Source organism: Pseudomonas artemisiae (assembly GCF_057128685.1).
The window spans coordinates 156,971-179,503 of sequence record NZ_JBSKHS010000001.1; the positions used below are offsets into that span (position 1 = coordinate 156,971).

The window sequence follows — 22,533 nt, forward strand, 5'->3', positions numbered from 1 at the left end:
CCAGGGGAATGCGTCAAATAGTTAAAGTAAATTATGAAGATTAAGATTTTTTCGGCATTACCCCTGGGGAGGAGATAAGCGAAACGGCGGGGGGAGATGGGGCAAGAAAGGTGGAGAGTCGGCCTGTAAGCCGGGTTCTGTCGAGGACAGTCATTCCTCTACGGTGGTCATCACTGAACACCTTTAGCAACCTACCCGGTTCCAGCGCGGGCCACGCCTATGGAACCCTATTTGGTCTTGCTCCGAGTGGGGTTTACCTTGACCACGAACTGTTGCCAGCCGCGCGGTGCGCTCTTACCGCACCTTTTCACCCTTACCGGCGCCGAAGCGCTTAGGCGGTTATTTTCTGTGGCACTTTCCGTAGGCTCACGCCTCCCAGGCATTACCTGGCACTCTGCCCTATGGAGCCCGGACTTTCCTCCCCCGCGCATGCGAGCATGCAACGGCAGCGACTGTCCAACCGACTCTCCGCCGACAAGGTTACCGGGCGGGGCCGCCCGATACAAGCGCGCAAGCCAGCCGAACCGCTGCGCAGAGGCGCGCCGAGGCTTACCAGACCTCAGGCTTGGCGGTCTAATGCAGCCTGGTATAGCAGGTTTTTGCGCACACCAGTGATCTGCGCCGCCAAGGCCGCGGCCTTTTTCAGGGGCAGCTCGGCCAACAGCAGATCAAGCACACGCAAGGCTTCAGTACTGATGGCCTCCTCCCCTATTGGGGCGACCCAACCGCCGACCAGCACTACACACTCACCCCGCTGCTGGTTGCTGTCAGCCTCGATAAATGCCCGCAGCCCGGCCAAGGGCGCGCCCTTGAGGGTTTCGAAGGTTTTGGTCAGCTCTCGTGCCAAAACGGCCGGGCGCTCAGCCCCAAATGCCGCCTCCATGGCCTGTACCGACTCAAGAATACGGTGCGGCGCCTCATAAAAGATTAGCGTACGCGGCTCTTCGCTCAGCGCCGCAAGGCGGCTAGCTCGCGCGGCTGCCTTGGCGGGGAGAAAACCTTCGAAAATAAAGCGGTCCGAAGGCAGCCCCGCCGCTGACAGGGCGGCAATTACCGCGCATGCCCCTGGCACTGGCACTACCCGCACACCCGCGGCCCGCGCCTGGCGCACCAAGTGGTAGCCAGGGTCGGAAATCAAGGGCGTACCCGCATCGGAGATCAACGCCACGGACTCGCCTGCCTGCAGCTTGCCCAGAAAGCGCCCGCCGTCTTCGCGCTCATTGTGCTCGTGGCAGGCAGCCAGAGGCGTCTGGATGCCGAAGTGCTGTAACAAGCGAAGGGAGTGCCGGGTATCTTCAGCGGCGATAAGGGCCACATCCTTAAGCACTTGAAGCGCCCGAGGGGTCATGTCGTCCAGATTACCGATGGGGGTGGCGACCACATAAAGTGTGCCTAAAGTTGAATCAGTCGCGCCTGGGAGGGTCACAGCACACACCTTGGAAACGCCGGAAAGCGACCATTGTAACGGCCTTGACTGCCTTTGCCGAATTGCCCTGCGCGTACCCCACGAACCGCGGCGAAGCGGCGCGGCCCTGGGCCAGCGTCGCACCGGTGTACGTGCTTGGGTACAATTGCCCGTTCAACGATTCGTATCAGGAAGATGTACATGACCGGTTGCCTGCGCCCGTTAATCGCCTTAATCCTGGCGGCCCTGCTCGCGGCCTGCGCCAGCCAGCCTGGCTCTACGCTGGGTGAGTTGCCACGTACCAGTGACGCCAGCGTCGAACAGCTGTTGCAACAGGCCGCGAACAGCAAGGCGCCCGACGAAGCCGCCCTGCTACGGCTCACTGCTGCCAACAAGGCCATGCAAGAGCATCAGGATGCCCGCGCCACGCAGATCTTCGGCGACATTGACCTGGCACAGCTCAAGCCCGCTCAGCAAGTGTTCGCCAGCACACTGCTGGCGGAGCTGGCCATGAACCGCAACGACCCCAAGGCTGCCCTTACCGCGCTGAGCCACCCAAGCCTTACCCACTTGAGTGAGTTGCCGCTGGACCAACAGTCGCGCACCCAAACCGTTCGCGCCAGGGCACTGGAGGCTGACGGGCAAACACTGGCCGCCGCGCGTGAGCGGATCTTCCTGGCGCCTATGCTGCAAGGGGACGCCAGCACAGCCAACCATGAGGACATCTGGAAACTGATTTCCAGCTTGCCAGCCGACCAGGTACAGCCCGCGGGCAATGACGACCTCGCCGGCTGGCTGAGCCTGGCGCAAGTCGTAAAAACGCCTGGCACGTTGGAGCAGCAAAAGGCCGCCATCGAAGCCTGGCGGGCGCAACATGCCAGCCACCCGGCGGCGCGTACGCTGCCAGCCCCGCTCGAACAACTGATGACCGTTACCAGCCAACCCCTGAAACACATCGCCTTGCTGCTGCCCCAACAAGGGCCACTGGCGGGTGTAGCGCGAGCGCTGCGAGATGGCTTCATGGCTAGCTACTATCAAACGACTCAAAACGGCCAAGAGGCGCCACGTGTCGAGCTGTTCGATAGCGCGCGGATCACTTCGATGGACGATTTCTACCGTCAGGCCCAGGCCTCCGGGGTTGACTTGGTGGTAGGCCCGCTGGAAAAGAACCTGGTGAAGCAGTTGAGCACCCGCCCGCAACTGCCTATCACCACGCTGGCCCTGAACTACAGCGACTCGCTTCAGCCCGGCCCCACTCAGCTGTTCCAGTTTGGCCTGGCCGCCGAGGACGAAGCCCACGAAGTAGCCCGCAGGGCGCGTGCCGATGGCTATCAGCGCGCTGCCGTTATCGTGCCCAAGGGCGAGTTTGGCGACCGCGTGCTAGCTGCCTTCCGCCAAGAGTGGCAGGCCAACGGCGGCGCCCTGGTAGCTGCTACTCAAATCGACCAGCCCGTGGCCTTGGCGCAGCAGATCGCCGAGCTGATGCAGGCTCACCCTAACGGAACCACCGGCCAAGGCAGCCGGCGCCAGGACGTGGACTTTATCTTCCTCACCGCCACCCCCCAGCAGGCCCAACAGGTAAAACCTACGCTTAACTACCAGTACTCGGGCGATGTACCGGTGTATGCCACCTCTCACGTCTTCAGTGCCAGCGGTGATCAGGCCCAGTACGCAGACCTCAACGGTGTGCGCTTCTGCGAAACGCCGTGGCTGCTCGATGCCAACAATACCCTGCGCCAGCAAGTGGCCCGGCAATGGCCGCAAGCCAATGGCAGCCTGGGCCGCCTGTATGCCATGGGCGCCGATGCCTATACCCTGGCACCACGCCTGGGCCAGCTCAAGGCGCTGCCTGGCAACCGCATCGAAGGGTTGTCCGGTAGCTTGAGCCTGAATAACGCGCAACGCATCGAGCGCCAGCTACCTTGGGCGCAATTTAACAACGCCAAGGTAGAGCTCCTACCAGCCACTTTGCCAGCTGCTCTTCCAGCCAATACCCAGTGAATACAAAGGCGGCCCCTGGCACCAGGGGTCAGCAGGCAGAAGCCTGGGCTGAGCGCCACCTGTGTGACCAGGGTTTGGAGGTGCTTGCGCGCAATTGGCGCTGCCGCGAGGGCGAACTGGATCTGGTCATGCTAGATAGCGATACAGTAGTATTCGTCGAAGTTCGCTACCGGTTACATAGTCAATGGGGCGGTGCGTTGGGCAGCATCGATGAGCGCAAGCAGGCCCGGATCATCCGCGCCGCTGAACGTTACCTTTTGCAGACGCCAGCCTGGGGCAATCATCCCTGCCGCTTCGACGTTATCGCTATCGAAGGCCATGATCCCCTCTCCCCTGGCCTTACCTGGTTGCAGGACGCATTTGCCAGTTAGGCGCGCCCTGGCCAGTCATTCATTCAAGCATTCAGCGCCACCCGCCCGCGGGTTCAGGTTTTAAGGTACACGATGGACATGCAATCCCGGATTCGCCGGCTGTTTCAAGCCAGCATCGATACAAAGCAGCAATCGATGGAGGTGCTAGCCCCGCACATCGAGCAGGCAAGCCAGGTCATGGTTCATGCCATGCTCAGCGAGGGCAAGGTACTGGCCTGCGGCAATGGCGGTTCGGCTGGCGATGCCCAGCATTTTTCTTCCGAGATGCTTAACCGTTTCGAGCGTGAGCGGCCAGGCCTGCCGGCGATCACGCTGACGGCCGACACCTCCACGCTTACGTCCATCGCCAACGACTACAGCTACAACGAAATCTTTTCCAAGCAAATCCGCGCACTGGGCCAGGCAGGTGATGTACTGCTGGCCATTTCCACCAGTGGCAACTCAGCCAATGTGATACAAGCCATCCAGGCGGCCCACGACCGCGACATGATCGTTGTGGCGCTGACAGGCCGTGACGGTGGTGGCATGGCTTCGCTGCTGCTGCCAGAAGACGTTGAAATCCGCGTGCCCTCGAGCGTCACGGCACGCATCCAGGAAGTTCACCTGTTGGCGATCCACTGCCTCTGCGACTTGATCGACAGCCAATTGTTCGGGAGTGAAGAATGAACCCCACCCGCCTAGGCCTCGCGGCCTTGACCCTTTGCCTCGCGGTATCTGGCTGCAGCTCCGTACTGACCGCCACTCGCGATAAACCCATCGACGATGACCGGGGCACACGCACCCTGGGCAGCAAGATCGATGACTCGCTGATCGAAACCAAAGTGGCGGTCAACGTGGCCAAGGCCAGCCCAGACCTGGATCAAGGCTCCCACATCGTAGTTACCAGCTACAACGGCGTAGTGCTGCTAGCTGGGCAAACCCCACGGGCAGACCTCAAGGCCATGGCCGAGCAGGCGGCAGCCTCGGTGCAACGGGTGAAGAAAGTCGAGAACGAACTTCAGGTCATCCAGCCCTCCTCACTGCTGGCCCGTAGCAACGATGCGGTGCTGACGACCAAGATCAAAACCCAGATGTTCACCGACAACGCCATTCCCGGATCGCGGATTAAAGTCGTGACCGAGAACGGCATTGTGTATTTGTTGGGGTTGGTGACCCAGCAAGAAGCAGCCCGCGCGACTAACTTGGTGCAGGGTGTATCAGGGGTGCAGAAGATCGTGAAGCTGTTCGAATATATCGATTGAACATCGACACCCACCCTGTAGCCGCCAGCCACGTTGGCAGAGGGCGGCTTAGGTAGTGGTGTAGGCCAGCACACCACTTTTCGCCAGCGTTGCTGGCTCCTACACGCGGAGAAACAAGTAGTGAAAAGGCGACCCTGGGGTCGCCTTTTTCATTTCACAACTTTCAAGCTCGGCCGGCCGCTGGGGCGTGGGGGTTGGTCGTTGGGTGGCGGCTGGTCATCGTCCAACGCGCTTTCATCCTCAAGCTCGAACTCATCGTCATCGAGGCTTGGCACATCGGGATCGAACACCATGCCTTGGCCATTTTCCCTGGCGTAGATTCCCAAAATGGCGCCGGTAGGCACATACAAGGTATGAGCCACGCCGCCGAAGCGGCCTTCGAAGCTTACCGCTTCGTTATCCATATGCAGGTGGCGCACAGCATTGGGCGAGACGTTCAGCACGATCTGGCCGTCAGTGGCGAACCCTTTCGGGACCTGTACCGCGCGGTATTCGGCATTGACCAGAATATGCGGCGTGCAATCGTTATCTACAATCCACTCATACAAAGCGCGGACGAGATAGGGACGACTGGAATTCATCAAGGGCTCCTCTAAAACTAACGCATTTCGCGTTCGGCGGCCGACAGGCTGGCCTGGAAAGCTTCACGGGCGAACTGCCGCTCCATGTAGTCCAACAAGGGCTTGGCGCCACGGGGCAATTCGACACCCATCACCGGCAGGCGCCACAGTATGGGCAGTAGACAGCAATCCACCAGGCTTTGCTCATCACTCATGAAACAGGACATTTCGGCAAACAAGGGTGATACGCCAGTAAGGCTCTCACGCAGGTGCTTGCGCGCGTCCATTCGGGCGGCCTCTTTGCTGCGCGGGTCCAGCAACAAATCTACGTGGCCGCACCAGTCTCGTTGAATACGGTGCATCAGCAGCCGAGCGTTGGCTCGAGCCACGGGATAGGCAGGCAACAATGGCGGGTGAGGGTAACGCTCGTCCAGGTACTCCATCACCACCGTGGACTCGTACAGCGCCAAGTCTCGGTCCACCAGGGTCGGCAATGACCCATAGGGGTTTACATCCATAAGCGCGGCAGGCTGACGGCCAGGCGCCATATCGATGATCTGCACGGTAACGGCTTTTTCAGCCAACACGATTCGCACGCGATGGGAATAATGGTCGGCGGGGTCGGAGTAACATGCCAACCGGTTGGTTACGCCCATGGCGATCTCCTCGCTGGAAGCGGATATAACGAACGCGCCCAAGGCGCGCGATAACCGGCAATCTTACAGCAAATCAGTGGCCTGCGGGCTTGAGGGCGCCTTAAGCGTTGAGCCAAGCCTGGGATTCATGCCCGAGCACGACAAAAAAGCCCGGCTCTTTCGAACCGGGCTTTTGTAAAGCTGAACAGCGAATTAACGCTTGGAGTACTGAGGACGCTTACGCGCTTTACGCAGACCCACTTTCTTACGTTCAACTTCACGGGCGTCGCGGGTAACGAAGCCAGCACGGCGCAAGTCGCCACGCAGGGTTTCGTCGTACACCATCAGCGCACGGGTGATACCGTGACGGATAGCGCCAGCTTGGCCACTTACGCCACCACCGGAAACGGTCACGAACACGTCGAATTTCTCGACGGTGCCGGTCAGTTCCAGAGGCTGACGAACAACCATGCGCGCGGTTTCACGACCGAAGAAGGTATCCAGAGCGCGGTTGTTGATAGAGATGTTGCCAGTGCCCGGCCGCAGGAATACGCGAGCGGTTGCGGTCTTGCGACGGCCAGTGCCGTAATTTTGAGTCGCCGACATAGTGAACTATTCCGTTAAATCTTCAGTTCTTGGGGCTGCTGAGCAGTATGAGGGTGAGTAGCGCCCGCATAGACTTTCAGCTTACGGTACATGTCACGACCCAGCGGGTTCTTCGGCAGCATGCCTTTGACCGCGGTCTCGATCACGCGCTCAGGTGCCTTGTCGATCAGCTTGTCGAAAGTGATCGATTTGATACCGCCCGGGAAACCGGAGTGGGAATAGTACACCTTGTCCGTAGACTTGGCGCCGGTTACACGAACCTGCTCGGCGTTGATAACGACGATGTAGTCGCCGGTGTCAACGTGAGGAGTGAATTCAGGCTTGTGCTTGCCACGCAGACGGCTCGCGATTTCAGTAGCCAGACGACCCAGGGTCTGGCCAGCGGCGTCGACGACAAACCAGTCGCGCTTTACTGTTTCCGGTTTAGCAGTAAAAGTTTTCATTCTTTATAGCCTCAGGGGCCGCCCAGCAAAAATAGACGGCGGAGCTTACTGAATAGTGCTTTCTTTGACAAGGCCAAAGACAGCCGCATCCAGACGCTTTTGGGGGCTCGGGTCATCGCGTCGGGGTCGGCCAGGGGGCCTCTGTTCGGGGAGGGGCATCACTTCCTCCTCGTGCAGAGCAGGCGAATTATCCGGATTACGCAGAAAAACTCAAGCAGCTTTTGCATTTATCGATCCCGCCCGCCAAGCGGCACCCTGGACGGCAGCCGGTAACTGCCTATGGCTTGTGGGGGCGTGACAGGAACTCATGGGACTGCATCTCCAGCAACCGGCTGAGGGTACGCTGGAATTCGAAGTTTAGCCGCCCGCCTGAGTACAGGTCTTTAAGTTCAACTTCCGCTGAGATGATCAGCTTTACGTTCCGGTCGTAGAATTCGTCCACCATATTGATGAAGCGGCGGGCGATATCGTCGGTCGTCACGCTCATCTGCTCCACGCCACTGAGAATCACCGCGTGGAAAATCTTGCCCAGTTCAATGTAGTCGTTCTGGCTGCGCGGGCCATCGCACAATGCGCGGAAGTCGAACCAGGCCACATCGTCACACGTGCGCAGCGCCCGAATCTCACGGTTCTCAATGATCAACACATCGTTTTCCACCGGTGACGTGCAGTCTGGTGTCAGCGCGCGGAAGCTGTCGCGCAGGCTTTTTTCCGCGGCGTCGTTCAGGGGAAAGTGGAACAGTTCGGCTTGTTCCAGGTGGCGCAAGCGGTAGTCCACGCCGCTGTCGACGTTCACGATTTCGGTGTGTTGCTTGATCAAGGCAATGGCTGGCAAAAACCGCGCGCGCTGCAGGCCATCTTTATACAAGCCATCTGGCACGATGTTCGAGGTCGCAACCAGCGTAACCCCGTGCTTGAACAACTCTTCCATCAGGGTGCCTAGAATCATGGCATCAGTGATATCGGACACGAAGAATTCATCGAAGCAAATCACCCGGGACTCGTCGGCAAAGCGCTTGGCGATCAAGGTCAGCGGGTTTTTCTCGCCTTTGAGGCTTTTCATTTCCTCGTGCACGCGCTTCATGAAACGATGGAAGTGCGTGCGGGTTTTTTCCTTGAAGGGCAGCGCCTCGAAGAACGTATCGACCAGGTAAGTTTTGCCCCGGCCCACCCCGCCCCAAAAATACAGGCCCTTGACAGGGGTGACGTCTTTTTTACCGAACAACTTGCTGAGCAAGCCCGGCTTGGCGCCGTCGGCCGCGATCAGGTCGTCGTATAGGCGCTGTAGATGGCGAACCGCGGTTTCCTGCGCTGCATCGTGAAAGAAATCAGGACGTTTAAGGTCAGCTTGGTATCGTTCAAGGGGCGTCATAAGTCGTCTACAGGCTGTAAAACCGGGCCGCCACTTTAACGGCGGCCCTTTGGGATGGCAATCGAAGGCGCGGCCAAACGCCGCATGGTTGGCACTTAGGCGGGCGGATTAGCCAAAGCCTGGCGCACGGCTTCCAACGCCTGGTCGCGGCTGGTGGCATCTGTGAATACGGGGCTGTCCGCCACGCAGTCGTCGCCCAGCCACACCCCGAAGCCGCTACCATCAGCACGTAGCTCAGCCTCGCCTGCTTGCAGCCGCTTGGTGGCAACGCCCGCGCTCTTGCCATCGGCAAAGGCGCGTGACAGTACCAGTTGCTCACCTTCGGCACTGAGCAGGCGGAAGCGGAAGCTGCCGTCGGTGTCTCGGAAGCTTACGAAACGCGCGGCTTTGTCGGCTTTCTTGCGGGCTTCACTGGCGCTGCCGACCTGTGCCCGGAACGAGCGCAGGCCTACGGCCTCACGCAACTGTTCCAGGAAGGGGGTGGCGACCTTACGGGCCTTGGCCGCGCCTGCCAGAAGAATGTCTTCCAGGTCTGCCGGGCGCTCGATCAGTTGGTGATAACGCTCGCGCGCCTCGCCCAACTCGTTATCGAGCAGGGTAAACAGCTGATGCTTGGCATCGCCCCAACCCAGGCCGCCGAGCAGGTGCCCACGGAAGGCTTCGGTTTGCGCGGGAGTGGCGAAGGCGCTGTACAGGGTAAAGAGGTGGCTGTTGTCCGGGTCCTTCGGTTCACCCGGGGCTCGGGAATCGGTCACGATTCGAGCGATGGCGTCTTTGAGTTGCTTGGGGCTACTAAACAGCGGGATGGTGTTGTCGTAGCTTTTGGACATTTTGCGACCATCGAGGCCAGGCAAGGTGGCCACGCTTTCTTCGATCACCGCCTCGGGCAAGACGAACAGCTCCTGGCCGTTGCCGAATAGGTGGTTGAAGCGCTGGCCTATGTCTCGGGCCATTTCCACATGCTGAATCTGGTCGCGCCCCACCGGCACTTTATGGGCATTAAACAGCAGAATGTCCGCGGCCATCAGTACCGGATAGCTGTACAGCCCCATGCTGATGCCAGCGTCGGGGTCTTCGCCGGTTTCCGTGTTCTTGTCCACCGATGCTTTGTAGGCATGGGCCCTGTTCAGCAGGCCCTTGGCCGCTACACAGGTCAACAGCCAGGTGAGTTCGGGGATCTCGGGGATGTCGGACTGTCGATAGAAGGTTGCACGCTCTACATCCAGGCCACCCGCTAGCCAAGTAGCGGCGATTTCCAGCCGTGAACGCTGGATGCGCAGCGGGTCATCGCACTTGATCAGGGCATGGTAATCGGCGAGAAAATAGAAAGAGTCCACATCGTTTTGACGGCTGGCGACAATGGCGGGGCGGATGGCGCCGGCGTAGTTACCCAAGTGAGGGGTGCCGGTGGTGGTGATACCTGTAAGAACTCGGGTGGTCATGGGCGATCGCTTATGAGGCTACATTCAAGGGGCAAGGCGCGGCGAAATCAGGTCTTTGAGGTCTGGAAGTTTGCCATGAAAGAAGTGGCCGCATTCTGCCAATTTCAACAGCTCATGGGGCCGGGCCAGGCTCGCGGACCACTCATGGACCGCAGCAGGGTCCACCACCTCATCGGCTTCCGGCTGAATCACCGTGATGGCGCAGCGCTCGGGTAGCGGCTCTTCGTCTCGCAGGCGCATTACCGCTGGCGCGCACATGAACAGGTGCCGCACTTCGGCCCCTTGGCGCTCCATCCGCCCGGCCAAGGTCGCGGCCACAAAACCGCCAAAGGAAAAGCCCAGCAAGGTCAGGGGTATGCCGGGGTGACGAATGCGCAACCAATTGGCCGCCGCGTTGGCGTCATCTACCTCGCCCAACCCCATGTCGTGGGCACCGGCGCTATTGCCCGTGCCTCGGTAGTTAAAGCGTAAGGTAATGTAACCTGCCTCCCGGGCGGTGCGCTGCAAGGTAGACATGACCTTGTTGAGCATGGTCCCACCCTGCTCCGGGTTGGGATGGCAAAGCAGCGCCAACCCGCGTGGCTCAGGCGTTTCAAGGTAAAGTGCTTCAAGTTGGCCAACTGGGCCATCAAGCATTAAAGCGTTTTCGCGAATCAGCAAGGGTATGAACTCCGTGACCCTGCCAAGGGTCGATTCGTCTAGCAATCGGTTTGTGCCGGGCGGGTGAACGTTGCCCGATGTCCCAGCGCTGCGCTTTAGGCGTCTCGCGTGTATACAGCGTGACCACTAGCCGTTAACGTAATGCAAAGCCGTTTATAGAGGAAGGACTCGTGGAATACTCGCTCTTGATTTGGTTGCTGCCTACCCTGGCGCTGGTTGTGGGTGTGGTCGTCGGCTTCCTTATTGCCCGCTTCATGCCCAATGCCGTGCCAGGCGGCACGCAACGCCAAGTGGACGACCTTCAGCAGAAATTCGATAACTATCAACATGAGGTAGTCACTCACTTCAATAGCACCGCTATCTTGGTGAAAAAGCTTACCCAGAGCTACCAGGAAGTTCAGGAGCATTTAGCCGAAGGCGCCAATCAGTTGGCCACAGACGAGCTGACGCGCCAACGCCTGTTGGCTGCCTTGCACGCCGAGCCGAGCCACGCCTCCCGCGACCGCCTTACTCCGCCCAGGGATCAGGAAGTACCGAAGGACTACGCCCCCAAGGGCCCAGGTACGCCAGGAATGCTCGATGAAGAGTATGGTTTAACCCGCAGGTGATACGGATTTCTCATTTGCTGTAGGAGCCAGCAGAGCTGGCGCACAATGTGTTATTGGTTATCCGTGCCGCATCTTCGCCAGCTTGCGCTCGCTCCTATAGGGAAACAGCGCGCTATTACAGCGCGCCATGGGCCCTCAGCAACTCGATCACCTGCTTGACACCCTCTTCCACCGACACGGCCTGAGTATCCACGACTAAATCCGCGTTCAGCGGCACATCGTAGGGGAAGGACTCGCCAGGGATATTGTCGCCCCCTGCCGCATACAGCCCTTGTGGATCGCGCGCCTGACAGGCTTGGGGGGATGCTTGCACATAGACCGTCAGCAACCGTTCGGCACCGATCAGATCGCGGGCCTGTTCACGGCCTTCCGCATCTGGCGCCACGAAGGCAGCCAGGGTCAACAGACCAGCCTCATTGAATTGCCGTGCAACGTGAGCCGCTCGCCGCCAGTTCTCGGTACGGCCAGCACGGTCCTGGGCCAAGCCCTTGTTCAAGTCGTGGCGCAGGTTTTGACCATCGAGCACGAACACGGCCCGACCGGCATCGAACAACTTACGCTCCACCGCGTAGGCAAGCGTGCTTTTACCCGCGCCTGACAAGCCAGTGAACAACACGGTAGCTGGCTGCTGACCGAAGCGCCGTACGCGCTCTTGCACGCTCACGTGGGCCAAGGCGCCATGGGCATCGGCGTGACCCTGTCCTACCGCTGGAGGCGCGATGATCATGCCCGCGCCAACGGTGCCGTTGGTAAGGCGGTCGACGACGATAAAGGCGCCGGTGGTGCGGTTGCTGACGTAACCATCAAGGGCAATGGCGGTATCCAGTACAACCTTGACCTTACCGATTTCGTTCAATGCCAAGGCACTGGCAGGGCCTTCTTCCAAGGTATTCACATCCACCCGATGGGCAATGCTGGCAATGGAGCCGGGCACATAGCTGGTAGCGCGTTTAATGTCGTATTTCTTGCCCGGATGCATGGGCTCTTCCGCCATCCAGACCAGCATCGCCTCGAACTCGTCGGTCACCGGCGGCACATTGTCCGCATGCACCAGCAGGTCGCCACGGGAGATGTCGATCTCGTCTTCCATGGTCAAGGTGATCGCCTGGCCAGGGCCTGCCTGCTCCAGCTCACCTTCGTAGGTCACGATGGATTTGACCCGGCTGCTTTTGCCCGAAGGCAGCACCATTACGTCGTCGCCCTTGTGGACCACGCCACTGGCCAGGGTACCGGCGAAGCCACGGAAGTTCAGGTTCGGGCGGTTGACGTACTGCACCGGGAAGCGCAGGTCAGTCAAGTTACGGTCGGCGGCCACCTCCACGGTTTCGAGGATTTCCATCAGGGTTTGGCCGGCGTACCAGGGTGACCGCTCGCTGCGATTGACCACGTTGTCGCCCTTGAGCGCCGACATGGGCACGAAGGCTAGCGTGGCCGGCTGCAGGCCAATGGCCTCGGCGAACTTCAGGTAATCGGCCTTGATCTGCTCGAATATGCCTTCGTCAAAGCCTTTGAGGTCCATCTTGTTGATGGCGACCACAATGTGTTTGATACCCAGCAAGGACGCGATATAGCTGTGCCTGCGGGTTTGGGTCTGCACACCGTAGCGCGCATCGACCAAGATGATCGCCAGGTCGCAGGTCGACGCACCGGTGGCCATGTTGCGGGTGTACTGCTCGTGGCCCGGGGTGTCGGCAATGATGAACTTGCGCTTGGCGGTGGAAAAATAGCGGTACGCCACATCGATGGTAATGCCTTGCTCGCGCTCGGCCTGCAGGCCGTCGACCAGCAATGCCAGGTCCACTTCTTCACCGGTGGTGCCGGATTTTTTCGAATCCCGGGTAATGGCTTCCAAGTGGTCTTCGTAGATCATCTTGGAGTCATGCAACAAGCGGCCAATGAGCGTGCTCTTGCCGTCGTCCACGTTCCCACAGGTCAGAAAGCGCAGCAGCTCTTTGCGTTCGTGCTGGGCCAGGTAAGCAAGGATATCCTCGCTGATCAATTCGGATTGATGACTCATCTTGAGCTCCAAGCCATCAGCTACAAGCGGCAAGCTTGCGGCCTATGGCTAGTTAGAAATAATTTTCAAATCCATCACAGGCATTTCTCGATGTACCTGCAATGCAGGCAGCGAAGCTTTAAGGGGAAGAGACTGACTTCGCTTTTCCCTTGCAGTTTGCCGCTTGTAACTTGAAGCTTAGAAATACCCCTGACGTTTTTTATCTTCCATGGAGCCAGCGCCGTCATGGTCGATAACGCGCCCCTGGCGCTCGGACGTGCGGGTCAGAAGCATCTCTTGGATGATATCGGTCAGGCTTTCGGCGCCAGACTCCACCGCGCCGGTGAGCGGGTAGCAACCCAAGGTACGGAAGCGGACCTTCTTCTTGACGATACGGGCCTTCTCTTCATCGGTGAGATGTTCGAGGATGCGCTCGTCGTCGATCATGATCAGCGTGCCGTTCTTTTCGATCACGTCGCGCTCGGCGGCGAAGTACAGCGGCACGATGGGGATCTGCTCCAGGTAGATGTACTGCCAGATGTCCAGTTCGGTCCAGTTCGACAGCGGGAATACGCGAATGGACTCGCCTTTGTTCACCTTGCCGTTGTACAGGTTCCACAGTTCGGGGCGTTGGTTTTTTGGGTCCCACCGGTGCTTGCTGTCGCGGAAGGAATACACCCGCTCCTTGGCACGGGACTTCTCTTCGTCCCGGCGCGCGCCGCCAAAGGCCGCATCGAAACCGTACTTGTCCAAGGCCTGCTTAAGCCCTTGGGTTTTCATGATATCCGTGTGCTTGGAGCTGCCATGGGTAAAGGGGTTGATCCCCTGCGCCACGCCTTCGGGGTTCACATGTACCAGCAGGTCCAGGCCCATTTCCTCGACCATGCGATCGCGGAATTTGTACATCTCCTGAAACTTCCACTGGGTATCCACGTGCATCACCGGAAACGGCAGCTTGCCCGGAAAGAAGGCCTTGCGTGCCAGGTGCAGCATTACGGCGGAATCTTTGCCGATGGAATAGAGCATCACCGGGTTGTCGAACTCGGCTGCCACTTCACGGATGATGTGGATGCTCTCCGCTTCGAGCTGTTTCAAGTGCGTCAGTTTATCGACCATAGCTACTCACGGATTGCGTTGCAGGTAGGACGGCCAACGGGCCGTGTTCGAGCCGATCACTCTATCACAGCGTCTGCTATATAAGACCGCGTGCTTAGATCCAAAGGGTCTTAGCATATGCCGAGGGGTTTTATTCAAATTGGGTTTGGGCAGTCGATGAACCGGTGCTCCACGGCAAAGCGCTGGGCCAGATACTCCCCTAATGCCTGCACGCCAAAACGTTCCGTGGCGTGGTGCCCCGCCGCAATGAAGGACACGCCGTTTTCGCAGGCACTGTGGAAGGTTTGCTCAGACGCTTCACCGGTTAGGTAGAGATCTACGCCCGCCGCGATGGCAGTGTCGATGTAGCCTTGGCCGCCCCCGCTGCACCAGCCCACGCGCCTTACAGTCTGCCCGCTACAGACCACCAAGGGCTCGCGCTGCAGCACCTGGCTGACCGTGCGGGAAAACTCCAGGGCCGTTTGCGGCCGGTTTAGCGAGCCTATCAGCCCCACGACCTTCGGGTTGCCCGGGTCCAGCGGGCCTTCTACGGTAATACCCAGGCGTACTGCCAACTGCGCGTTATTGCCCACCTCCGGGTGCACGTCCAGAGGCAGATGATAGGCCAGCAGGCTGATGTCGTGCTTGAGCAAGGTTTTCAGGCGACGCTGGCGCATGCCGGTCACGCAGGGGTTTTCACCCTTCCAGAAGTAACCATGGTGAACCAGCACCAGGTCTGCACCGGCCGCCACCGCGGCATTTAGCAACGCCTGGCTGGCGGTAACGCCGCTGACGATACGCCGCACTTGCGGCCGGCCTTCCACTTGCAGCCCATTGGGGCAATAATCGGCGATTTTCGCGCAGCCCAAGTAACGGTCTGCTTCGGCGACCAGGGTACTGAGTGCTACAGCCATAAAAGTCTCCATCAAGGCGGTTTGCGGGCGGCCAGGCGCTCGTATAATGGCGCCCATTATGGGCCGGCCTTGGCCATGTGCAAACGCGTACCCTCCCCTTCAGGAACCCTCAATGTCGATTGCCTTGCGTTATTTCAGCTGGCCATTGCTGACTGGCATTCTTATCGCACTGTTGATAATCCAGCGCTTTCCCGAATGGGTAGGCTTGCCCAGTCAGGACGTAAACCTGCAACAAGCACCTCAAGCCACCATGGCGATCAGGGGGCCTATTTCCTATGCTGACGCAGTGACCCTGGCCGCGCCTGCGGTAGCCAACCTGTACACCACCAAAGTGGTGAACAAATCCTCCCAGGCCATGTTCGAAGACCCACAGTTTCGGCGATTTTTCGGGGATAACCTACCGCGCCAACGGCGCTGGGAGTCCAGCCTGGGCTCGGGGGTGATCATGAGCCCCGAGGGCTACCTGCTCACTAACAACCACGTGACTGCCGGAGCGGACCAAATCGTAGTGGCGCTCAAGGATGGTCGTGAAACCATCGCCCGGGTGATCGGCAGCGACCCGGAAACAGACCTGGCGGTGTTGAAGATCGACCTGCAAAACCTCCCTGCCATTACCATCGGCAGCTCAGATAGCCTGCGCATCGGCGACGTCGCCCTGGCCATTGGCAACCCGTTCGGGGTGGGTCAAACGGTGACCATGGGCATCATCAGCGCGACCGGGCGCAACCAGCTGGGCCTGAACACCTATGAGGATTTCATCCAAACCGACGCCGCCATCAACCCAGGTAACTCAGGGGGCGCGCTGGTGGATGCCGACGGCAACCTGACCGGCATCAACACCGCCATTTTCTCCAAGTCTGGTGGCTCTCAGGGAATCGGCTTTGCCATCCCCACCAAGCTGGCGCTGGAAGTGATGAAGTCGATCATTGAGCACGGGCAAGTCATTCGCGGCTGGTTAGGCATTGAAGTGCAACCCTTGACCGATGACCTGGCTGAGTCCTTTGGCTTGAAAGATCGCCCAGGCATCGTGGTTGCAGGTATTTTCCGCGATGGGCCGGCGCAGAAGGCCGGGTTGCAACTGGGGGATGTCATCCTCAGCATCAACAATGAACCGGCCGCGGACGGGCGCAAGTCCATGAACCAAGTGGCCAGAACCAAGCCTGGGGATAAGATCGGTATCGAAGTGATGCGCAATGGCAAAACCCTGAAGCTCAGCGCCGAGGTGGGCCTACGGCCACCACCGGCGCCAGCCGCGCCGGTGAAGGAAGGTTGAGCCTATAGCAGCCTGGCCGGGCCATCATGCCAAATTCGGTCGCGGCCAAGGCTGGTTGCTACGGTTGAGATCCGTAGCAGCCTGGCTTGCCAGCGACCGGGCCACGCTACCGTGTTGAACCTGGTCGCGGCCAAGGCCGGTTGCTACAAAGCCGCCAATAACGCCTTATTCTGCTCTAACGTGCCGATAGTAATGCGCAGGAACTGCGAAATTCGTGGCTGGGTAAAGTGTCGCACGATCACGCCATGCTCGCGCAGTTGGGTAGCGATCTGCGCGGCGTCTCGTTCCGGATGGCGCGCGAAGACAAAGTTAGCGCCTGAAGGCAGCACCTCGAAGCCTCGCAGTTCCAGCTCGGCAATAAGGAGTTCGCGACTGGCCATTACTAAATGGCGGGTCTGGTCGAACCAGGCACGGTCCTCGAAGGCAGCGGCCGCGCCAGCCAGGGCGATGCGGTCCACTGGGTAAGAATTAAAGCTGTTCTTGACCCGCTCCAAGGCCTCGATCAGGTCCGGATGCCCTACTGCCAGCCCTACCCGTAGCCCCGCCAACGAGCGGGATTTGGACAGGGTTTGGGTGACCAGCAGGTTCGGGTATCGGTCCACCAGGGCGATGGCTGTGGCCCCACCGAAGTCGATATAGGCTTCATCGACTACCACGACTGAGTCCGGGCTGCTCTGGAGGATCTGCTCGATCGCGTCCAGCGCCAGCAGGCACCCGGTAGGCGCGTTCGGGTTGGGGAAGATAATACCGCCGTTGGGCTTGGCGTAATCGCTGGGGGCGATCTGGAAGTCATCATCCAGGGGCACCTGCTCGAAGGCAATGCCATACAGGCCGCAATACACTGGATAAAAGCTGTAGCTGATATCGGGGAATAGCAAGGGCTGCTGCTGTTGGAACAAGCCATGGAAGATATGGGCCAGCACTTCATCCGAGCCGTTGCCCACGAAAACTTGAGCAGGCTGCACGCCGTAGAACGCCGCCACAGCCTGCTTGAGCCGGTCGCCGTTGGGGTCTGGGTACAGTCGCAGGCTGTCGCCTACCTCTGCGCGCATGGCTTCCAACGCCCGAGGGGATGGGCCATAAGGGTTTTCGTTGGTATTAAGCTTGACCAGGTTGGTCAACTTCGGCTGCTCACCTGGCACGTAAGGCACCAGTTGCTTGACGAAAGGGCTCCAGAACTTGCTCATAGTCACGCTTCCTTGATTCGGTATTCAGCGCTGCGGGCGTGGGCGCTCAGGGACTCGCCACGGGCCAGAACGGACGCGGTGCGGCCCAGCACCGAGGCGCCCTGCTCCGAACAGAAAATGATCGACGAACGCTTCTGGAAGTCATACACGCCCAAGGGCGACGAGAAGCGCGCGGTGCCCGAGGTTGGCAGCACATGGTTAGGGCCCGCGCAGTAGTCGCCCAAGGCCTCGCTGGTGTGGCGCCCCATAAAGATCGCCCCCGCATGACGAATGGCTGGTAGCCACTGCTGGGGGTCTTCCACCGACAGTTCCAGGTGCTCAGGCGCGATGCGGTTGGCCACCTCGATAGCCTGGTTCATATCCGCCACCTTGATCAGCGCCCCCCGATTATTCAAAGAGGCGCGGATGATCTCGGCCCGCTCCAGGGTAGGCAGCAGTTTGTCGATGCTCTGGGCTACACGGTCCAGGAAGACATGATCTGGGCTGACCAGAATCGCTTGGGCGTCCTCGTCGTGCTCGGCCTGGGAGAACAGGTCCATGGCGATCCAGTCGGGGTCGGTACCGCCGTCGCACACCACGAGAATTTCCGAGGGGCCGGCGATCATATCGATGCCTACCTGGCCAAATACATGGCGCTTGGCGGTGGCCACATAGATATTGCCAGGGCCGACGATCTTATCCACGCCCGGCACGCTCTCGGTACCGTAGGCCAGCGCGGCCACGGCCTGTGCGCCACCGATAGTGAACACACGGTCCACGCCGGCAATGCAGGCGGCAGCCAACACCAATTCGTTGACTTCGCCACGGGGCGTAGGCACCACCATTACCACTTCACGCACCCCCGCGACCTTGGCGGGAATGGCGTTCATCAATACCGACGACGGATAGCTCGCCTTGCCGCCTGGCACATAGAGGCCAGCGCGGTCCAAAGGTGTAACCTGTTGGCCCAACACCGTGCCGTCCGCTTCGGTATAGCGCCACGAATCCTGCTTTTGTTTTTCGTGATAAGCGCGTACTCGAGCCGCGGCGGTTTCAAGAGCGTCGCGTTGCTCGGGGGTGATGCGCTCAAGGGCCTGTTCAAGGCGCGCGCGTGGGAGGATCAAATCCACCATGCTGGCGACCTGCAACCCGTCGAAGCGCTGGGTATATTCCACCACGGCGGCATCGCCCCGCTCACGTACCGCCTGGATGATCTCCAGCACGCGGCCATTGACGGCGTCGTCCGACACGCTTTCCCAGCTCAGCAGATGGTCCAGATGCCGCGCGAAGTCCGGAGCTGTGGCGTCAAGTCGGCGGATAGCGGTAGGTACGGCAGTCATGGCTGGCCTCGGTGAGTGGGCGATGGAACAGAACGGGTAATTTATCAGGGCTATTGCGCCAATGGCGGGACTTCTTGATTGAAGCGGCCTATGGCGCGTATAGCGAAGCGTGACAGGGCACGCCAGGAAGGTTAGCCAGGGTGTCGCGACTCTACGGCCTGGCGCAGCGTATCGATCAACGCCTGGATGCGACCGTGTTGCATTTTCATGGACGCTTTGTTCACCACCAGCCGAGAGCTGACGTGAGCGATCAGGTCTTGAGGTTCCAGGCCGTTGGCGCGCAGCGTGTTGCCGGTATCGACCACATCGATGATCTTGTCGGCCAGGCCCACCAAAGGGGCCAGTTCCATGGAACCGTACAGCTTGATGATATCCACCTGCCGGCCTTGCTCTGCGTAGTAGCGCTTGGCAACGTTCACAAACTTGGTGGCAATGCGTAGCCGGCCCTTGGGCGCGGGCGCACCGATGGCACCAGCGGTCATCAGCTTGCAACAGGCGATTTTCAGATCCAACGGCTCATACAACCCTTGGCCGCCGTATTCCATCAGCACGTCTTTGCCTGCCACGCCCAGGTCCGCGGCACCGTGTTCGACGTAAGTGGGCACATCAGTGGCACGCACGATCAACAGGCGCACATCGTGCTGGGTGGTGGGGATAATAAGCTTGCGGCTTTTGTCCGGATTCTCGGTAGGCACGATACCGGCATCTGCCAGCAATGGCAGGGTGTCGTCGAGGATGCGGCCCTTGGACAGCGCGATGGTCAGCATGGGAGAAGCGAATCCCTATTCAACGAAACGGCCGGGGCAAACCCCGGCCATGGACATTAGCCCGGCACGCGGCGAATCTTCGCGCCCAGCATTTGCAGTTTTTCCTCAATGCATTCGTAACCACGGTCGATGTGGTAAATACGGTCGATCAAGGTATCGCCTTCGGCGACCAAGGCAGCCAATACCAGGCTGGCCGAAGCCCGCAGGTCGGTGGCCATGACCGGAGCGCCTTTGAGGCCGTCCACGCCAGTCACCACGGCAGTGTTGCCCTCTACCATGATGTGGGCACCCATGCGCAGCAGCTCATAAACGTGCATGAAGCGGTTTTCGAACACGGTTTCGATCACCGCGCCCACCCCCTCAGCCACGACGTTCAGGGAAATGAACTGTGCCTGCATGTCCGTAGGGAAAGCCGGATAAGGCGCGGTACGCAGGTTGACCGCGCGCGCCCGCTTGCCGTGCATGTTCAGCTCGATCCAGTCTGGCCCGGTGGTCACTTCCGCGCCGGCTTCGCGCAGCTTGTCCAACACCGCTTCGAGGATGGTAGGGTCGGTATCCTTGAGCTTCACACGGCCGCCGGTGACCGCCGCCGCCACCAGATAGGTACCGGTCTCGATGCGATCTGGCATTACCTTGTAGGTTGCCGAATGCAGGCGCTCTACACCTTCAATGGTAATGGTGTCGGTGCCGGCGCCCTGCACATTGCCGCCCATGGCGTTGATAAAGTGAGCAAGGTCCACGACTTCTGGCTCACGCGCGGCGTTCTGCAGTACGGTGCGGCCCTTGGCCAGGGCCGCCGCCATCATGATGTTTTCGGTACCGGTTACGCTCACGGTATCGAAGAAGAAGTTGGCACCGCGCAGGCCACCCTCGGGCGCCTTGGCCTTGATATAGCCGCCTTCTACGTCGATGTGCGCGCCCATGGCCTCCAGGCCACGGATGTGCAGGTCCACTGGGCGTGAACCGATGGCGCAGCCGCCAGGAAGCGCGACCTCGGCTTCACCGAAGCGAGCCACCATCGGCCCCAGTACCAGGATCGAGGCCCGCATGGTTTTCACCAACTCATAAGGCGCGATCAGGGTTTTGATGGTGCGGGGGTCGATTTCCACCGCCAGCTTTTCGTTGATCACAGGCTCGATGCCCATGCGCCCGAACAGCTCGATCATGGTGGTGATGTCGTGCAGGTGTGGCAGGTTTGCCACCGTGACCGGGCCATCGGCCAACAGGGTCGCGGCGAGAATCGGCAGGGCTGCGTTCTTTGCGCCGGAGATGCGGATTTCGCCATCAAGGCGGGCGCCACCGGTAATAATCAGTTTGTCCATATCACTCTCGAAGCCTGTGGCTCAGGTGCGCTCAGCCCAGGCTGCGCGGGTGAAAAATTTCATGGTCACGGCATGGATGCTGCCATCGGCGATCCACGGGTTCAGGTGCGTATAAATCTGCTGCTGCCGCTTGACCGGGCTCAGCGTGGCGAGTTCGTCGCTGATGACATTGAGCTGGAAGTTGCAGCCTTCGCCTTCGACTTCGACTTGAACCTGGGGCAGCTTCGCTTCAAGGAAGCTTTTCACTTCTAGGGCCTGCATGCTAAACCTCGATCGGCGCCCTGTGCGCACGGGTCGGCCATCATACAAAAAAAGCGGTGGTGCTGCGAGGGCGGTCACGGGCCTGTAGCGGGCCCGTGCCGTTTAGACCGAGGCCAGAAGCTGCGAAATGCCGCATACCTGGGCAATCTGGCAGAGTTCCCGAGGCATGGCCCGCACTTTGAGAGCCTTGCCAGCGGTGGCTGCCTCTCGAGTAAGGGCGAGCAGGAGGGATACACCAACGCTAGTGGCTTTCTCGACCGCGGAGCAGTCCACCACCACCTCACTGCCCGGTACCTGAGCAACCAGCGCCCGCCCCTGCTTGAGCAGGCTAGCGCCGGTTCGGTAATCCACGATGCCCGCCAGGCACAACTCGCCAGCGCCAAGGGTTACAGACGCCAGGCTCATTGCTTGCCCTGCGCGGGCGCGGCGTCCTTGGCTTTTGCCACTTCACCTGCCCAGCCATCGATGGTTTTATTCAAGTCGTTGCCATTGCGCTGCATGGCGTCGGCGAACTGATCACGGAACAGCTTGCCGATGTTGATGCCATTGAGCGTAACGTTACGCACTTTCCATTCCCCGCCGATTTTCACCAGGGTGTAGGACACAGGATAAACCGCGCCATTGCCGCCCTTTACGTCCATATCGACGGAGGTACGGTCGCCGCTTTCATCCTTAGGCGGTTTTACCGTGATGCCTTGGTTGTTGTATTCCAACAAGGCATTACCGTAGAACTGGAACAGGCCCCGGCGGAAGTTTTCCTCGAACCGCGCCATTTGCTCAGGCGTGGCCCTGCGAGAATACTTCACCGTCATGATGCTTTCGGAAATGCCCTTGGCATCCACCACCGGCCCGACGATGCGGTTCAGCGCGTCGTAGAACGCGGACGGGTTGGTACGGTAGGTTTCGCGATTGGCGTCCAGATCAGCCAGCAATTGGCGCGTGGTGTTCTGCACCAGATCATGCGCTGGGGTAGCGGCGGCGGCATGGCCCACCAGCGGTAGTGTCAGCAGCATGGCCAGGAAGGCTTGACGCAGTAGGGCTATCATTGAAACTCC

At 59.9% G+C, this 22,533-nt stretch carries 25 protein-coding genes and 1 other RNA gene; 7 read left to right on the top strand and 19 right to left on the bottom strand.

Annotated elements, in window-relative coordinates:
- Positions 1–110: 110 nt before the first annotated feature.
- Both rnpB and rsmI read right to left on the bottom strand, forming a co-directional pair.
- Positions 111–468, bottom strand: an RNA gene (gene rnpB / locus ACWKV4_RS00690) — RNase P RNA component class A.
- A 91-nt stretch (positions 469–559) separates the two neighbouring features.
- On the bottom strand, positions 560–1,426 hold the full coding sequence (gene rsmI, locus ACWKV4_RS00695; protein ID WP_483830212.1) for a 16S rRNA (cytidine(1402)-2'-O)-methyltransferase: 867 nt from the start codon (positions 1,424–1,426) through the stop codon (positions 560–562).
- A 180-nt stretch (positions 1,427–1,606) separates the two neighbouring features.
- Here rsmI and ACWKV4_RS00700 point away from each other — a divergent pair, with 180 nt between their 5' ends.
- The 4 genes from ACWKV4_RS00700 to ACWKV4_RS00715 all read left to right on the top strand — a co-directional run bounded on the left by ACWKV4_RS00700 (position 1,607) and on the right by ACWKV4_RS00715 (position 5,018).
- Positions 1,607–3,406, top strand: coding sequence for a penicillin-binding protein activator (locus ACWKV4_RS00700; protein ID WP_483830213.1), 1,800 nt, complete (start codon positions 1,607–1,609; stop codon positions 3,404–3,406).
- Positions 3,403–3,777 carry a YraN family protein gene (locus ACWKV4_RS00705; RefSeq protein WP_483830214.1) on the top strand — a complete coding sequence of 125 codons (375 nt, stop codon included), beginning with the start codon at positions 3,403–3,405 and terminating at the stop codon, positions 3,775–3,777. Before ACWKV4_RS00700 ends, ACWKV4_RS00705 begins: the two co-directional genes overlap by 4 nt.
- A 72-nt stretch (positions 3,778–3,849) precedes the next feature.
- Positions 3,850–4,443 carry a phosphoheptose isomerase gene (locus ACWKV4_RS00710; protein WP_483830215.1) on the top strand — a complete coding sequence of 198 codons (594 nt, stop codon included), beginning with the start codon at positions 3,850–3,852 and terminating at the stop codon, positions 4,441–4,443.
- Positions 4,440–5,018, top strand: a complete 579-nt coding sequence (locus ACWKV4_RS00715) for a BON domain-containing protein (RefSeq protein WP_483830216.1) — start codon at positions 4,440–4,442, stop codon at positions 5,016–5,018. The genes ACWKV4_RS00710 and ACWKV4_RS00715 overlap by 4 nt, the downstream gene beginning before the upstream one ends.
- A 149-nt stretch (positions 5,019–5,167) precedes the next feature.
- Here ACWKV4_RS00715 and ACWKV4_RS00720 read toward each other — a convergent pair whose 3' ends face one another.
- Both ACWKV4_RS00720 and ACWKV4_RS00725 read right to left on the bottom strand, forming a co-directional pair.
- A complete protein-coding gene (locus ACWKV4_RS00720; protein ID WP_483830217.1) occupies positions 5,168–5,599 on the bottom strand; it encodes a ClpXP protease specificity-enhancing factor in 432 nt (143 codons plus the stop codon).
- Positions 5,600–5,616: 17 nt separating this feature from the next.
- The gene (locus tag ACWKV4_RS00725; RefSeq protein WP_483830218.1) at positions 5,617–6,234 is read right to left on the bottom strand and encodes a glutathione S-transferase N-terminal domain-containing protein; all 618 of its coding nucleotides are present in this window, start codon (positions 6,232–6,234) and stop codon (positions 5,617–5,619) included.
- Here ACWKV4_RS00725 and ACWKV4_RS00730 point away from each other — a divergent pair.
- Complete coding sequence (locus tag ACWKV4_RS00730) at positions 6,233–6,412, top strand: hypothetical protein (protein ID WP_483830219.1); 180 nt, start codon at positions 6,233–6,235, stop codon at positions 6,410–6,412. The genes ACWKV4_RS00725 and ACWKV4_RS00730 overlap by 2 nt on opposite strands.
- A 14-nt stretch (positions 6,413–6,426) precedes the next feature.
- On the opposite strand, the gene rpsI is transcribed toward ACWKV4_RS00730, so the two are convergent.
- From rpsI to ACWKV4_RS00755, 5 genes are all read right to left on the bottom strand, one after another.
- The gene (rpsI, locus tag ACWKV4_RS00735) at positions 6,427–6,819 is read right to left on the bottom strand and encodes a 30S ribosomal protein S9 (protein WP_263260446.1); all 393 of its coding nucleotides are present in this window, start codon (positions 6,817–6,819) and stop codon (positions 6,427–6,429) included.
- Between the two features lie 14 nt (positions 6,820–6,833).
- The gene (rplM, locus tag ACWKV4_RS00740) at positions 6,834–7,262 is read right to left on the bottom strand and encodes a 50S ribosomal protein L13 (RefSeq protein ID WP_483830220.1); all 429 of its coding nucleotides are present in this window, start codon (positions 7,260–7,262) and stop codon (positions 6,834–6,836) included.
- Positions 7,263–7,539: 277 nt separating this feature from the next.
- Positions 7,540–8,634: a cell division protein ZapE gene (gene zapE, locus ACWKV4_RS00745; protein ID WP_483830221.1), complete on the bottom strand. Its 1,095-nt coding sequence runs from the start codon at positions 8,632–8,634 to the stop codon at positions 7,540–7,542.
- 95 nt (positions 8,635–8,729) lie between these two features.
- Positions 8,730–10,076 (bottom strand): tryptophan--tRNA ligase, encoded by a 1,347-nt coding sequence (locus ACWKV4_RS00750; protein WP_483830222.1) that lies wholly within the window; start codon positions 10,074–10,076, stop codon positions 8,730–8,732.
- Positions 10,077–10,100: 24 nt separating this feature from the next.
- Complete coding sequence (locus ACWKV4_RS00755; protein WP_483830561.1) at positions 10,101–10,712, bottom strand: alpha/beta hydrolase; 612 nt, start codon at positions 10,710–10,712, stop codon at positions 10,101–10,103.
- Positions 10,713–10,906: 194 nt separating this feature from the next.
- Between ACWKV4_RS00755 and ACWKV4_RS00760 the strand changes: the two genes are divergently transcribed.
- Positions 10,907–11,344 carry a Z-ring associated ZapG family protein gene (locus ACWKV4_RS00760; protein ID WP_483830223.1) on the top strand — a complete coding sequence of 146 codons (438 nt, stop codon included), beginning with the start codon at positions 10,907–10,909 and terminating at the stop codon, positions 11,342–11,344.
- A 115-nt stretch (positions 11,345–11,459) separates the two neighbouring features.
- Here the strand turns inward: ACWKV4_RS00760 and cysN are convergent, their stop codons facing one another.
- The 3 genes from cysN to ACWKV4_RS00775 form a co-directional block, all read right to left on the bottom strand.
- Positions 11,460–13,361 (bottom strand): sulfate adenylyltransferase subunit CysN, encoded by a 1,902-nt coding sequence (cysN, locus tag ACWKV4_RS00765; protein WP_483830224.1) that lies wholly within the window; start codon positions 13,359–13,361, stop codon positions 11,460–11,462.
- A gap of 177 nt (positions 13,362–13,538) precedes the next feature.
- Complete coding sequence (gene cysD, locus ACWKV4_RS00770; RefSeq protein ID WP_483830225.1) at positions 13,539–14,456, bottom strand: sulfate adenylyltransferase subunit CysD; 918 nt, start codon at positions 14,454–14,456, stop codon at positions 13,539–13,541.
- A 134-nt stretch (positions 14,457–14,590) separates the two neighbouring features.
- Entirely contained in the window at positions 14,591–15,349 is a 759-nt protein-coding gene (locus ACWKV4_RS00775; RefSeq protein WP_483830226.1) for a Nif3-like dinuclear metal center hexameric protein, read from the bottom strand.
- A 112-nt stretch (positions 15,350–15,461) separates the two neighbouring features.
- Between ACWKV4_RS00775 and algW the strand changes: the two genes are divergently transcribed.
- The gene (algW, locus tag ACWKV4_RS00780) at positions 15,462–16,622 is read left to right on the top strand and encodes a Do family serine endopeptidase AlgW (RefSeq protein WP_483830227.1); all 1,161 of its coding nucleotides are present in this window, start codon (positions 15,462–15,464) and stop codon (positions 16,620–16,622) included.
- A 143-nt stretch (positions 16,623–16,765) separates the two neighbouring features.
- Here the strand turns inward: algW and hisC are convergent, their stop codons facing one another.
- The 7 genes from hisC to ACWKV4_RS00815 form a co-directional block, all read right to left on the bottom strand.
- A complete protein-coding gene (gene hisC / locus ACWKV4_RS00785; protein ID WP_483830228.1) occupies positions 16,766–17,809 on the bottom strand; it encodes a histidinol-phosphate transaminase in 1,044 nt (347 codons plus the stop codon).
- A 2-nt stretch (positions 17,810–17,811) separates the two neighbouring features.
- Positions 17,812–19,128: a histidinol dehydrogenase gene (hisD, locus tag ACWKV4_RS00790; RefSeq protein ID WP_483830229.1), complete on the bottom strand. Its 1,317-nt coding sequence runs from the start codon at positions 19,126–19,128 to the stop codon at positions 17,812–17,814.
- 131 nt (positions 19,129–19,259) lie between these two features.
- Entirely contained in the window at positions 19,260–19,895 is a 636-nt protein-coding gene (hisG, locus tag ACWKV4_RS00795; RefSeq protein WP_483830230.1) for an ATP phosphoribosyltransferase, read from the bottom strand.
- A 56-nt stretch (positions 19,896–19,951) separates the two neighbouring features.
- Entirely contained in the window at positions 19,952–21,217 is a 1,266-nt protein-coding gene (gene murA / locus ACWKV4_RS00800) for a UDP-N-acetylglucosamine 1-carboxyvinyltransferase (protein WP_483830231.1), read from the bottom strand.
- A gap of 21 nt (positions 21,218–21,238) precedes the next feature.
- Positions 21,239–21,478 carry a BolA family protein gene (locus ACWKV4_RS00805; protein ID WP_483830232.1) on the bottom strand — a complete coding sequence of 80 codons (240 nt, stop codon included), beginning with the start codon at positions 21,476–21,478 and terminating at the stop codon, positions 21,239–21,241.
- A 102-nt stretch (positions 21,479–21,580) separates the two neighbouring features.
- Positions 21,581–21,883 (bottom strand): STAS domain-containing protein, encoded by a 303-nt coding sequence (locus ACWKV4_RS00810; RefSeq protein WP_483830233.1) that lies wholly within the window; start codon positions 21,881–21,883, stop codon positions 21,581–21,583.
- Complete coding sequence (locus tag ACWKV4_RS00815) at positions 21,880–22,524, bottom strand: MlaC/ttg2D family ABC transporter substrate-binding protein (RefSeq protein WP_483830234.1); 645 nt, start codon at positions 22,522–22,524, stop codon at positions 21,880–21,882. The genes ACWKV4_RS00810 and ACWKV4_RS00815 overlap by 4 nt, the downstream gene beginning before the upstream one ends.
- Between the last annotated feature and the right edge of the window lie 9 nt (positions 22,525–22,533).